Origin of the sequence: Flavonifractor sp. An82 (assembly GCF_002159265.1) — a bacterium.
Taxonomy (GTDB): domain Bacteria; phylum Bacillota; class Clostridia; order Oscillospirales; family Oscillospiraceae; genus Flavonifractor.
This window is the reverse complement of sequence record NZ_NFHG01000006.1, coordinates 20829-32575: the sequence shown is the minus strand read 5'-3', so window position 1 is coordinate 32575 and position 11747 is coordinate 20829. Positions and strand designations below refer to the sequence as shown.

The 11747-nt window shown below is 61.5% G+C and carries 13 protein-coding genes and 1 riboswitch; of the genes, 6 read left to right on the top strand and 7 right to left on the bottom strand.

Features of this window, described 5'->3' with window-relative positions; genetic code table 11:
* Positions 1–29: 29 nt before the first annotated feature.
* Positions 30–147, top strand: a riboswitch (FMN riboswitch).
* A 120-nt stretch (positions 148–267) separates the two neighbouring features.
* The 5 genes from ribD to catA all read left to right on the top strand — a co-directional run bounded on the left by ribD (position 268) and on the right by catA (position 4427).
* Positions 268–1374: a bifunctional diaminohydroxyphosphoribosylaminopyrimidine deaminase/5-amino-6-(5-phosphoribosylamino)uracil reductase RibD gene (gene ribD, locus B5G34_RS08190; protein WP_087335979.1), complete on the top strand. Its 1107-nt coding sequence runs from the start codon at positions 268–270 to the stop codon at positions 1372–1374.
* Positions 1355–1984 (top strand): riboflavin synthase, encoded by a 630-nt coding sequence (locus B5G34_RS08185; RefSeq protein WP_087335977.1) that lies wholly within the window; start codon positions 1355–1357, stop codon positions 1982–1984. Before ribD ends, B5G34_RS08185 begins: the two co-directional genes overlap by 20 nt.
* A gap of 15 nt (positions 1985–1999) precedes the next feature.
* Positions 2000–3229, top strand: a complete 1230-nt coding sequence (locus tag B5G34_RS08180) for a bifunctional 3,4-dihydroxy-2-butanone-4-phosphate synthase/GTP cyclohydrolase II (RefSeq protein ID WP_087335975.1) — start codon at positions 2000–2002, stop codon at positions 3227–3229.
* Between the two features lies 1 nt (position 3230).
* Positions 3231–3698: a 6,7-dimethyl-8-ribityllumazine synthase gene (gene ribE / locus B5G34_RS08175; RefSeq protein ID WP_087335974.1), complete on the top strand. Its 468-nt coding sequence runs from the start codon at positions 3231–3233 to the stop codon at positions 3696–3698.
* A gap of 75 nt (positions 3699–3773) precedes the next feature.
* Entirely contained in the window at positions 3774–4427 is a 654-nt protein-coding gene (gene catA, locus B5G34_RS08170; RefSeq protein ID WP_087335973.1) for a type A chloramphenicol O-acetyltransferase, read from the top strand.
* 77 nt (positions 4428–4504) lie between these two features.
* Here catA and B5G34_RS08165 read toward each other — a convergent pair whose 3' ends face one another.
* The 3 genes from B5G34_RS08165 to B5G34_RS08155 all read right to left on the bottom strand — a co-directional run bounded on the left by B5G34_RS08165 (position 4505) and on the right by B5G34_RS08155 (position 7700).
* The gene (locus B5G34_RS08165) at positions 4505–6502 is read right to left on the bottom strand and encodes a HAMP domain-containing sensor histidine kinase (protein ID WP_087335971.1); all 1998 of its coding nucleotides are present in this window, start codon (positions 6500–6502) and stop codon (positions 4505–4507) included.
* 2 nt (positions 6503–6504) lie between these two features.
* On the bottom strand, positions 6505–7176 hold the full coding sequence (locus B5G34_RS08160) for a response regulator transcription factor (protein WP_087335969.1): 672 nt from the start codon (positions 7174–7176) through the stop codon (positions 6505–6507).
* Positions 7177–7316: 140 nt separating this feature from the next.
* Entirely contained in the window at positions 7317–7700 is a 384-nt protein-coding gene (locus tag B5G34_RS08155; RefSeq protein ID WP_087335968.1) for a Rid family hydrolase, read from the bottom strand.
* Positions 7701–7913: 213 nt separating this feature from the next.
* Between B5G34_RS08155 and B5G34_RS18420 the strand changes: the two genes are divergently transcribed.
* Positions 7914–8312 (top strand): hypothetical protein, encoded by a 399-nt coding sequence (locus B5G34_RS18420; protein WP_140397219.1) that lies wholly within the window; start codon positions 7914–7916, stop codon positions 8310–8312.
* A 38-nt stretch (positions 8313–8350) separates the two neighbouring features.
* Here the strand turns inward: B5G34_RS18420 and B5G34_RS08150 are convergent, their stop codons facing one another.
* The 4 genes from B5G34_RS08150 to B5G34_RS08135 form a co-directional block, all read right to left on the bottom strand.
* Positions 8351–9127 carry a sulfite exporter TauE/SafE family protein gene (locus tag B5G34_RS08150; RefSeq protein WP_087335966.1) on the bottom strand — a complete coding sequence of 259 codons (777 nt, stop codon included), beginning with the start codon at positions 9125–9127 and terminating at the stop codon, positions 8351–8353.
* Between the two features lie 75 nt (positions 9128–9202).
* Complete coding sequence (locus B5G34_RS08145) at positions 9203–9535, bottom strand: hypothetical protein (protein WP_087335965.1); 333 nt, start codon at positions 9533–9535, stop codon at positions 9203–9205.
* A 116-nt stretch (positions 9536–9651) separates the two neighbouring features.
* Positions 9652–10905: a HAMP domain-containing sensor histidine kinase gene (locus tag B5G34_RS08140; protein WP_087335963.1), complete on the bottom strand. Its 1254-nt coding sequence runs from the start codon at positions 10903–10905 to the stop codon at positions 9652–9654.
* The gene (locus B5G34_RS08135; RefSeq protein ID WP_087335961.1) at positions 10902–11576 is read right to left on the bottom strand and encodes a response regulator transcription factor; all 675 of its coding nucleotides are present in this window, start codon (positions 11574–11576) and stop codon (positions 10902–10904) included. Before B5G34_RS08135 ends, B5G34_RS08140 begins: the two co-directional genes overlap by 4 nt.
* Between the last annotated feature and the right edge of the window lie 171 nt (positions 11577–11747).

Sequence of the window (11747 nt, the reverse complement as noted above, 5' to 3'; positions counted from 1 at the left end):
GGTGCTATGATAAGGCCAACAAGTTCATATGCAGTCTTCAGGGCAGGGTGAAATTCCCGATCGGCGGTAAAGTCCGCGAGCGCGCAAGCGCAGGATTTGGTGTGATTCCAAAACCGACAGTTAAAGTCTGGATGGAAGAAGACGCCGGCGGGAATGAATATATCCCTTTTCTTATGGTTTTTTACCCCGCCCCGCAGTTGCTTTCTCAGCGCCCCGAAGTTGCTTCGGGGCGCTTTTTTCGTCCCGAAAAAGGAGGGACAAGCCATCATGAACGATACCGACTGCATGGCGTTGGCCATCAAGCTGGCCCGCAATGGCACCGGCTGGACCAGCCCCAACCCTCTGGTGGGGGCGGTGCTGGTGAAGGAGGGCCGCATCATCGGTCAGGGCTGGCACCGCCGCTGCGGCGGTCTCCACGCCGAGCGGGAGGCCCTGGCCGCCTGCACGGAGGACCCGGCGGGGGCCACGCTGTACGTCACGCTGGAGCCCTGCTGCCATCAGGGCCGTCAGCCCCCCTGTACCCAGGCCATTCTGGAGGCGGGCATCCGCCGGGTGGTCATCGGCTCCCGGGACCCCAATCCCCTGGTCCACGGCAAGGGGGCTGCCCTGCTGCGGCAGGCTGGAGTCACGGTGGAAGAGGACTTCATGCGTAACCAATGCGACGCCCTCAACCCGGTGTTTTTCCACTACATCACCCACAAAACCCCCTACGTGGCCATGAAGTACGCCATGACCGCCGACGGCAAAATCGCCTGCCACACCGGCCTGTCCCAGTGGGTCACCGGCGAGACTGCCCGCTCCCACGTCCACACCCTGCGCCACCAGTACCGGGGTATTCTGGCTGGCATCGGCACGGTGCTTCAGGACGATCCCATGCTGACCTGCCGCATGGACGGCGGTCGGAACCCGGTGCGCATCGTCTGCGACTCCCACCTGCGTAACCCGTTGGACTCCAACCTGTGCCGCACCGCAAAAGAGGTACCCACCATCATAGCCTGCGCCTCCCCTGATCGGGACAAGCGAACGGCACTGGAGGAGTTGGGGATCACCGTGCTGGACCTGCCCGGCCCCGACGGCCGAGTGGACCTGCCCGCCCTGATGGCGGAGCTGGGGAAGCGGGAGATCGACGGTATTCTGCTGGAAGGGGGCGGCGGGCTCAACGAGTCCATGCTGCGGCAGGGCCTGGTCCACAAGGTATACTGCTATCTGGCCCCCAAGCTCTTCGGCGGGGCAGACGCCAAAAGCCCGGTGGAGGGCGTGGGAGTGGACTCCCCCGATCAGTGCTGGCGACTCTCTCCCCCCACCTGTACCCCCATGGGGGAGGATCTTCTGCTGGAATACGAGGTGATACAACATGTTCACAGGGATCATTGAGGAATTGGGCACCGTCCGCAAGCTGGGCCCCGGCAGTCTGGAGCTGGCCGCCCGCACGGTGCTGGAGGGCACCCGCCTGGGAGACTCCATCGCGGTGAACGGGGTGTGCCTCACGGTGACCGCCCTCTCTCCCGCCGGTTTCACCGCCGACGTGATGCCCGAGACCTTCCGCCGCACCGGACTGGGCGGACTCCGTCCCGGCTCCCAGGTCAATCTGGAGCGGGCCATGGCGGCCGACGGCCGCTTCGGCGGGCATATCGTCACCGGCCACATCGACGGCACCGGTACGGTAAGTTTCCTTCGGCGGGAGGGCAATGCGGTGTGGGTAACCATAGCCGCCGCCCCGGAGCTGCTGGCAGGCATTGTGGAGAAGGGCTCCATCGCCATCGACGGCATCAGCCTGACGGTGGCCGCTGTCACCGACCGGGACTTTTCTGTCTCCATCATTCCCCACACCGGAGCCCAGACCACCCTGCTGGACCGGCGTGCCGGGGACACCGTCAACCTGGAGACCGACATTTTGGGAAAATACGTGGCCAGACTGCTGGGCCGGGAGACTTCTAGGTCAACCGGCATCACTATGGAATTTCTGGCCCAGCACGGATTTTAAAGGAGGATACATACCATGGGATTTGCCACCATTGAGGAGGCCCTGGAGGAGCTGCGGGCCGGACACCTCATCATGTGCATCGACGACCCCGACCGGGAGAACGAGGGCGATTTGATCTGCGCCGCCCAGTTCGCCACCACCGAAAACGTCAACTTTATGGCGGTCCACGCCAAGGGCCTCATCTGCACCCCCATGTCGGAGGCGGTGGCCGCCCGGCTGGGGCTGGAGCAGATGGTGAAGGTGAACACCGACAACCACCAGACCGCCTTCACCGTGTCCATCGATCATATGGACACCACCACCGGCATCTCTGCCGAGGAACGGGGCTTTACCTGCCGCCGGTGCGCCGCCCCCGACTCCAAGCCGGAGGAGTTCCGCCGGCCCGGCCATGTGTTCCCCCTGGTGGCCCGCCGGGGCGGGGTACTGGCCCGCAACGGCCACACCGAGGCCACAGTGGACCTGTGCCGCCACGCGGGACTGGCCGAGTGCGGCCTGTGCTGCGAGATCATGCGGGAAGACGGCACCATGATGCGCACCACCGAGCTGCTGCAAAACGCCGAGACCTGGGGCGTGAAGGTCATCACCATCAAGGATCTGCAGGACTACTGCCGCCTCCACGACAAGCATGTGGTCCGGGAGGCGGTGGCCAAGATGCCCACCAAGTACGGCGACTTCACCATCTACGGCTACACCAACGATCTCACCGGTGAAAGTCATGTGGCCCTGGTGAAGGGGGAGATTGGGGACGGCATGGGTGTACTGTGCCGGGTCCACTCCGAGTGCCTCACCGGCGACGTGTTCGGCTCCCAGCGGTGCGACTGCGGCCAGCAGCTGGCCGCCGCCATGGAGCGCATCGAGCAGGAGGGCCGGGGCGTGGTGCTCTACATGCGCCAGGAGGGCCGGGGCATCGGCCTCATCAACAAGCTCAAGACCTACACCCTCCAGGAGCAGGGCTATGACACGGTGGAGGCCAACATCAAGCTGGGCTTCGCCCCCGACCTGCGGGAGTACTGGATCGGGGCTCAGATTTTGCGGGACCTTGGCGTCAAGCAGCTGCGGCTGCTCACCAACAATCCGGACAAGATCTACGGCCTGTCCGGCTTCGGCCTGGAGATCACCCAACGGGTACCCATCGAGGTGGCACCCCAGGAGCACGACCACTTCTATCTGTGGACCAAGCGTGAAAAAATGGGCCACCTGCTGGAGCAGGTGACCGACGACGACAAAATTCAGGGAGGTATTTGACATGAACATTCTGGAAGGTAAGCTGGTAGGCAGCGAGGGTCTGCACATCGCCATCGTGGCATCCCGATTCAACGAGTTCATCGTGAGCAAGCTGCTCTCCGGCGCGGAGGACGGCCTGGTGCGCCACGGTGTCCCCACGGAAAACATCGACATGGCCTGGGTGCCCGGCGCTTTTGAGATCCCGGTGGCCACCCTTCATCTGGCCCAGAGCGGCAAGTATGACGCGGTGATTTGCCTGGGCGCGGTGATCCGGGGCTCCACCTCTCACTACGACTATGTGTGCGCCGAGGTGTCCAAGGGGGTGGCCCAGGCCTCCCTCCAGACCGGCAAGCCGGTGCTCTTCGGGGTTCTCACCACCGACACCATCGAGCAGGCCATCGAGCGGGCCGGCACCAAGGCGGGCAACAAGGGCTATGACTGCGCCCTGTCGGCCATTGAGATGGTCAACCTCTTCCGCCAGCTGGCCTAAACCCACTGGCATTGACCGGGCTGTGATCCTCCGGTATAATACGCTCAGCAGCCCGGACAAAGGAGGACAAGCGCCATGCTCTTCACCAGGATCGACAAGAAAACCTGGCCCCGCAGCGCCTATTTTGACCACTACTTTACCCAGGTGCCCTGCACCTACAGCGCTGTGTTCAAGCTGGACATCACCAGGCTGAGGCAGCGGGGTCAGAAGCTCTACCCCGCCATGCTGTATGCCCTCTCCACAGCGGTGAACTGCCATCAGGAGTTCCGTATGGCTATCAACGAGGCAGGTGAACTGGGGTTTTATGACCAGGTCCATCCCTGCTACACCGTCTTTCACCGAGATACCGAGACCTTTTCCAATCTGTGGACCGCCTACACCCCGGACTATGCCGCTTTCTGCGCCGCCTTCGAGCATGATATGGCCGTCTATGGGGATCGGCAGGGCCTGATGTCCCGGACGGATACCCCCGAAAATACCTTTCCGGTATCCATGGTCCCCTGGGCCAGCTTTGAAGGGTTCAATCTGAACCTGCAGAAGGGCTACGACTACCTACCCCCCATTTTTACCATGGGGAAGTTTTATGAGGACGGCGGCAGGACCTTGCTGCCTCTGGCCGTACAGGTACACCACGCGGTATGTGACGGCTTCCATCTGTGCCGGTTGGTAAATGAGGTGCAGGAACTGGTGAATGACTTGGGGGCGCAGACCCACAGTATCAACAACTGATAAAAGACCCGGTCTCTCCGTAAACGGAGAGACCGGGTCTTCTGTGTGAAGGGGTCATTTGCCCGGAAGGAAGCACACTACAGCCAGAAGGAAAACACCACGCCGCTGCTTGTATTGCGCGCCGAGCATTTCCCTCCGTGGAGTTCCACGATGTTCTTTGCGATGGCCAGACCCAGGCCGGTGCCGCCGCCCGAGCGGGCCTGATCCCCCCGGTAAAAGGTGTCCCACACGTGGTCCAGCTCCTCCCGGGACAGTGGGGTACAGGTATTCTCAATGGAAAACCAGGTACCCTCCCGGCCCTTCCACACCTGCACCCAGATGGAACCTCCCTCCGGGGTGTACTTCACCGCGTTGCTGGCAAAGTTCTCCACCACCTGAGCCATACGGCTCTCGTCGGCATTGACGGTACACTCCTCCTTCAGGTCCAGGGTCAGCTTGAGCTCTTTTTCCTCCACCGCCCGCTCCAGCCGTTCAAAGACCGACCGTGTCAGTTCCGTCAGGGAGAAGGTGTCCCGGGCCAGCTTGACCTTGCCCGCCTCCAGCCGGGACAGATCCAGCATCTCCAGCACCATGGCGTCCACCCGGCCGGTTTCGGCCAGGATCACGTCCAGATATTTGTCCCGCTTCTCCTCGGCGATGTGCTCCTTCAGGCCCTCCGCATAGCTGTGGATCACCGCCAGAGGGGTCTTCAGCTCATGGGCAATGTTGGAGGTCATTTGCCGCCGGTTGGCCTCGGCTGTTTTGGCGTAGTCCAGAGCGGTGTTGAGTCTGGTCGTTTCGTTTCGGGCCAGCCGGAGCTGTTCCATCCGGTCATAATACCCCTGGCGCAGCTCTACCGGCTCCCGCCAGCCCCCGTTTCTATAGGGCGGCTCCGCCCGCGCCTGCGGATGGTTGAGTCCCCAGCTTACCTCCCGCACCGGGCAAATGAGCCGCCGGTTCAGGAAGGCCCGCACACAGAGCACCAGCAGGGCCGCCAGGCCAAAGGTAATCAGGTAGATGTTCCGCAGTTCCCCCATGGCGGTCTCCCAGGGGGAGCACCAGGCCGCGCTGACCACATAGAATTGCAGCTCCGGCACATCCTCTGTCTGATCGCCGCCATACCCCTTCTCCCCCTGGTAGTGAGCGGTCAGGTAGCTTTCTCCCTCATATTCCTCATAATAAGCGGTGCTGAGAATGAGCAGGTCCGGACCCTCGTACCGGCTGAGGTTCTGGCTGCCCTCCGCCAGCGTTGGCCCCACCTGCTCCACCATGTCGGCCACACTGTCATACCGGGTCCCCCGGTAGGAGAAGGAGGGGGACTTGTCCTGGCAGCACACATCCAGATAGTCGGCGTATAGGGTCACCTGCTCCGCTCCGGCGGACACGGCCTCCGGGTCCTCGTAGAGCGGGCGCCAGGTCAGCCCCGCCTCCTCCACCACATTGGACACCGTATAGGAGCCGTTCCGGGGTAGCACGTCCCAAAGATCTTCCTGGGCGATATACTCCGCCCGAACCAGGGTCATCTCCGTCCCGTCATAAACGCCCGTAAATCGCATGGCGGCCGCATCAAAGTGGAGGTTATGCTTGACCAGCTCCAGTCCGCCCTCCACCAGCTTTTCCCGCCGGAACGGGGCCCTGGCAGAGTGGCCGGACGTCTCCTCCCCTGCCTTCCACTGGTCCTCGGTCAAAACGGTAAAGTAGAAAAAATCCTCCCAGCTGCCGGCCAGGCAGTTGCCCTGAGCGTCATAAACGGCGTTGGCTACAAAGACCTGGTCACTGTAGCGCCGCTGGAGAAAGCCGCTGTTTCCGTTGGCGATGGGGGTGCCCCAGGCAAATTCCCCTGTAGCCACCGTCTCCCATACCGCTCGCTCCCAGAAATTCTGATAGAGGTCCGGGTCCCCCCAGGCCTGGGAGAGCCTGGCGTTTCCGGCCAAAAGCTCCGCCCGGTCCTCATTGTCTTCCAGGTAGCGATCGGCGGCCAGTTCCGCCGTCAGGGCAGTCAGCAGATACATGCCCACCAGCCACAGGAAGAGGGCCAGCCCGGCCAGCAGCAGGGTGACAGCGGTCAGGGATTTGATCCGAAACGGCTTTTTCATGCTCACCCCTCCAGTCGGTACCCCGCCTTGATGACGGTCTTGATCCGTCCGGCCTCCTCACCCAGCTTGTCCCGCAGGCGGCGGATGTGGGTGTCCACCGCCCGGGACTCCCCCTCATAGTCATAGCCCCAGCACTTCACCAGCAGCTGCTCCCGGCTCATGACCATATTTTTGTTCTGCATGAGACAGCGCAGTAGGGAAAACTCCTTGGGGGTCAGGGCCACTTGCTTGTGGTTAACATAAACCTTCTGGGCCGACAGTTCCAGCGCGATGCCCCCCACCTCCAGCCGGTCGCCGGAGCGCATAGTCCCCCGGCTGCGCCGGATGAGAGCCATGGTTTTGGCGTACAGCACCGACAGGGTAAAGGGCTTGGTGATGTAGTCGTCCGCCCCCAGCTCGTAGCCCAGCAGCTTGTCCTCTTCATCGGAGAGGGCGGTAAGGAAGAGGATGGGCACGTCGCTGGTCCTGCGCACCGCCCGGCACACCGACAGCCCGTCCAGCTCGGGCATCATAATGTCCATGAGCACCGCGTCAAAGGACTCCTCCTCCAGCCGGGCCAGGGCCTGTACCCCGTTTTCCGCCTCCACCGGAAGCTCCCCCTTGCTGGAGAAGTAGTCGCACAGCACCTCCCGCAGTCTGGCCTCATCCTCCACGATGAGCACTTTGCTGTTCATGGCCGCTCCCTCCCTTTCGCCCCTATCCTACCCCGGGCATGTGTACGTTCTGTGTCATTCCGAACTATTTTATCCAGTTTAGCATGGGCGGAAAGGGGCACGCCGCAGCTGCGGCGCGCCCCTTCCTGCGCTGTATGCTCTTACGCCTTGACGGCGGTGACGGCGATCTCGATCTTGCACTGGTCCGCCAGGCCCACGTTGCCGTAGCACAGCCGGGCAGGCATATGCTTGGGATCAAAGTGACGCACATACTCGGCGTTCATCTCGTCCCGCTCGGCAAAGTCCCGCAGCAGCACGTCGATGCGCACCACATGGTCCATGTCGGAGCCGTGGCGCTCCAGCAGGGCCTTCAGGTTGTCCAGCACCTGACAGGTCTCCTGGGTGATGGTGCCGCACACCAGATCGCCGGTGTTCAGGTCCTCCGACACCAGACCGGAGAGGAAGAGAAACTTCCCGTCCACCGTCACCAGGTCGGAATAGGGGGCGCTCATATCGTCGGTAAAGCGAATGTACTCGTTTGCCATTTGGTCCACCTCATCTGTTTTTCATTGGGGCAGCCTCCTGCCCATCTATGGAATCACCGCTATTATCTCATAAGGACGCCCCGGAATCAATCGGCACTTTATCCTCCTGACCTCTCTCCTTCGACAGGATTCGCCCGCTTTCTTGGACCGGGTGGGATACAATGGAAAAAACACCAAATTTGCACCCATCCGGTCGGCAGGAGGTCAGATCACATGAAACAAAAGCTATTGGCTCTGGGCCTGGCGCTGCTGCTGGCGCTGACCGCAGGCTGTGGAGCTGTCCCCGCCCCGCAGGCTACGCCCTCGCCCTCACTTTATGCCGTCCAGACCCCGCCGGAGAGGCCCTCCCCCTCCCCCACTGCCTCTCCCACACCTACGCCTACGCCGCTCCCAACTCCTACGTCCACACCCACGCCGGAGCCCAGCGTCCAGCCCGTGGTACAGGACATTGCGCTGAGTGACTACATTCTCAACACCAACACCCGGAAATTCCACAAGCCCGGCTGCTCCAGCGTGGATCAGATGAAGGAGTCCAACAAGCAGGCCTATACCGGCCTGCGGGAGGACGTGATCGCCCGGGGGTACTCCCCTTGCGGCCGGTGCAAGCCATAGAACGTGAAAACCCCGAGGAGATTCTCCTCGGGGTTTCTTTACAGCAGGGATATGGTCACCAGCACAATGCCGATGACAGTCAGAATCACGCCGGTCAGACGGTTGAGCCGTTCCGGGGACGCCTGGGTGGCAATGCGGGCAGCGATCTGGGCCCAAATCAGGGTAAAGACCACACAGAGCAGCAGCAGGTCCAGGCTGGGCATGTTGCCCAAGGCAAAGTGGCTGGCCGCTCCGGTGAGGGCGGAGAAGGTCATCACAAACACGCTGGTACCCACGGCAGTCTTCAATTCGTAGCCCAGCACCATGGTGAGTACCATCAGCATCATCATACCGCCGCCGGCCCCGAAAAAGCCGCAGATCAAACCGATGCAGCAGCCTCCTGCCGCACCCTTGACAATCTGCATCACCCGGCTGCTGTCCTGCATGGTGTGCCTGGGCTTCACCGACGGAAGCAGAAGGAACTTCAGGCCCAGCACCAGGGTCATGAACACCGAAAAGCCTCCCAACGTGCCGTCCGGTACAAAGGAGGACAGCCAGCTGCCCACCAGGGTCATGCTCAGGACACCGCACATCATGACAAAACCGTTTTTCAGGTCAATGGCCCCGCTTTTGGCGTAGGTACGGGCGCTGACGGCGCTGGCCAGCACATCGCTGGCCAGTGCGATCCCGATGGCGTCATAGGCGGGCAGGTCCAAAAAAGTCACCAGCATGGGGCTGATTACGGTGGCGGCGCTCATCCCGGCAAAGCCGGTGCCGATGCCCGCCCCTGCGCTGGCCAGAAAACAAATCAAAATCCGAAAGGCTACTTCTTCCAACAGGGTGCACCTCCATGCTGCCCATTATATAACATTTGGCGCTTGGAGGGTACCTTTTTTCGCTTTTGTCCTGCCTTACTCTGTCTTGGAGATGGCCGTGATCACCGGCATGGAACCCTCCACGCCCAGCTCTCCGGTATAGGTGATGCTGACCTTGTCGCCCTCGGCAAAGTCGTCGGCATTGACGCCCTTGCCGTAGTTCATGACCTGATACTCGCCCTCATCGGTCAACAGCACCAGATAATCGCCCTTCTGGTTGATGATACCCTGGACCGTCTTCCCTTCAGCTTGAGCCGATGTGCTGGAGCCGGGCTTACTGTTCCCCTTACCGTCCCCGACCGTCCCGCAGGCCGTCAGACACAGGGCCGCCAGCATCACGGCCATCACAAGGCAGATCATACGTTTCATAGTCATTCTTCCTTTCTATACAGCGGGCTTGCCGCCCTTGCTGTATAGAAGACTCACGACTGATCCAGATAGTTGTAAACATTTATAAATCTTAAGATAGAGCGTTCTTTACCTGCTTATGGCAAAACGGCCGTAATAGTCAGAGATTTTTCGTCCGTGCTCTCCGCCCGGATCTTGCCCTTGTGTGCCGCCACCACGCTTCTGGCAATGGACAGCCCCAGGCCGTACCCGCCGGTCTGGGTACTGCGGGACTGGTCCACCCGGTAGAAGCGGTCAAACAGATGCTCCAGCTGATCCTTTTCCACAGGCTGGGCCGTGGTGTTGGACACGGTCAGCTGCAAACTCCGTCCCCGCCGCTCCAGCCCCACAGACAGCTTCCCGCCCGGGGGCGCATATTTCAGGGCGTTGTCCATCAGGATGGAAACCAGCTGGCGGATGGCCTTCTCATCCCCCGTATAGGACAGCATGGGCTGGATCGAGACCGTCAGCTCCTTCTCCTGGCTTCTGGCCGGTGCCTGGAAGGACTGGACCATCTCCTCCACCACATCAGAGATGGGGAACTCAATGGTCTGCAATGTGGGGTTCTCCTCCTCCATGCGGGAGAGATAGATGAGATCATTGGTCAGTCCGGTCAGCCGCTGGGCCTGGCGGCGGATATCGGTCAGCCACTGGTTTTCTCCGCACTCCAGCTCCACCAGGTCGGCGTCGGCGCTGATGATGGTCAGGGGGGTCTTCAGCTCATGGCCTGCATCGGTAATGAAGCGCTTCTGCTTCTCATAGCTCTCCGCCACCGGCCGGACGATCCGCCGGGAGAGGAGGAGCAGCAGGAGCAGCACAGAGGCCAGCCCCAGCAGGGCCAAAGCCACACTGGCGGCCAGGGTGGTGTAAAAGCTGGACAGACCGCGACTGCAGTCCAGGAAGATGATACGGGTCCCCTCCGTTTCCTCACAGCGGAGATAGCGATAGCTCCCCAGAAAGCCCTTTTCGCGCCCCCCTTCCCACACCTGCATGGCATATTCTTCCGCATCCGTCCCGTCAACGGCCGCAATCTGGCCTGTATCGGCCTGGAGCACCTGGCCGTTGTCATCCACCAGCACAGAGAAATAGCGGGACTCATAGGGGGTCTCCGGGGACAGGCCGGGCATGTGCTTTCCCCGGTCCTCCTGAGGCTTCACCGGCTGGAATCCGTCAGGGGGCTCCCGCATGGGAAAGCCGCCGTCGTTGGCTCCCAGCACCGCCAGAATGGCGTCGGCGTCGGTCACCACCTTATGGTAGCTCATCAGATTGACGCCCCCCAGGATCAGAAAGAGCACCACCGCCAGGGAAAACATGGACGCCGCAATCAGTTTGCGCCGCAGAGACCGGATCATGACTGTCCCTCCAGAGAGTAGCCCGCGTTGCGGGTCACCTTGATCTGGATATCGGCGTGGAGGGCGGTCAGCTTTTTCCGCAGGTAGGAGATGTACACCCACACCACATTGAGCTCCACGTCACTGTCATAGCCCCAGATCCGTTCCAGGAACCGTTCAGTGGGGATGAGCTGACGGGGATTGCACATCAGCAGCTCCATCATCTGATACTCCTTGTTGGCCAGCCGGAAGCTGCCGGTGGGGGAACTGAGCTCAAAGGTGGCCTGATCCAGGGTGATATTGCCGAAGGTGATCCGGCTGCTGACCTGGCCGGTCTGGGTGCGGGTCATGGCCCGGATGCGGGCCATCAGTTCCTGGGTGGAGAAGGGCTTGGTCAGGTAGTCGTTGGCCCCGGTGTCCAGGCCCAGCACCTTGTCGCTCACCTCCGACTTGGCGGTAAGCAGCAGCACTGGAATGGGATTGCCCTGCTCCCGCAGCCGCCGCAGCACCGTAAGGCCGTCCACCTTGGGCATCATGATATCCAGGATCAGTGCGTCGTAACTGCCCCCCTCCAGGTAGGCCAGCGCCTCCTCCCCGTCATAAACCGCGTCCGCGGAATAGTTGCTGCGCTCCAGAAGAGCCACCAGGGCCCGGGACAGGGAGCGTTCATCCTCGGCAAGCAAAATGCGCAAGGCTACCCTCTCCTTTCGATCCAATGTGAGTTCCATTTTGCAGTCGCTACCTTAATTCTAATTAAAAGAATACCACGTCGCCGACCGGTTGTCAGCCGCCCATATGAAATTGCCGGAATTCTGCCGGGCTTTTAACTACAATTATGTTTGAGCCTTTACAGTATCCTTACA

Excerpts from the sequence above, each read along its gene's own strand:
- ribD (WP_087335979.1), top strand. The coding sequence starts at position 268 with ATGAACGATACCGACTGCATGGCGTTGGCCATCAAGCTGGCCCGCAAT.
- B5G34_RS08155 (WP_087335968.1), bottom strand. The coding sequence starts at position 7,700 with ATGGCAAACGAGTACATTCGCTTTACCGACGATATGAGCGCCCCCTAT.
- B5G34_RS08165 (WP_087335971.1), bottom strand. The coding sequence starts at position 6,502 with ATGAAAAAGCCGTTTCGGATCAAATCCCTGACCGCTGTCACCCTGCTG.
- B5G34_RS08145 (WP_087335965.1), bottom strand. The coding sequence starts at position 9,535 with ATGAAACGTATGATCTGCCTTGTGATGGCCGTGATGCTGGCGGCCCTG.
- B5G34_RS08185 (WP_087335977.1), top strand. The coding sequence starts at position 1,355 with ATGTTCACAGGGATCATTGAGGAATTGGGCACCGTCCGCAAGCTGGGC.
- catA (WP_087335973.1), top strand. The coding sequence starts at position 3,774 with ATGCTCTTCACCAGGATCGACAAGAAAACCTGGCCCCGCAGCGCCTAT.
- B5G34_RS08160 (WP_087335969.1), bottom strand. The coding sequence starts at position 7,176 with ATGAACAGCAAAGTGCTCATCGTGGAGGATGAGGCCAGACTGCGGGAG.
- B5G34_RS08180 (WP_087335975.1), top strand. The coding sequence starts at position 2,000 with ATGGGATTTGCCACCATTGAGGAGGCCCTGGAGGAGCTGCGGGCCGGA.
- B5G34_RS18420 (WP_140397219.1), top strand. The coding sequence starts at position 7,914 with ATGAAACAAAAGCTATTGGCTCTGGGCCTGGCGCTGCTGCTGGCGCTG.
- ribE (WP_087335974.1), top strand. The coding sequence starts at position 3,231 with ATGAACATTCTGGAAGGTAAGCTGGTAGGCAGCGAGGGTCTGCACATC.
- B5G34_RS08140 (WP_087335963.1), bottom strand. The coding sequence starts at position 10,905 with ATGATCCGGTCTCTGCGGCGCAAACTGATTGCGGCGTCCATGTTTTCC.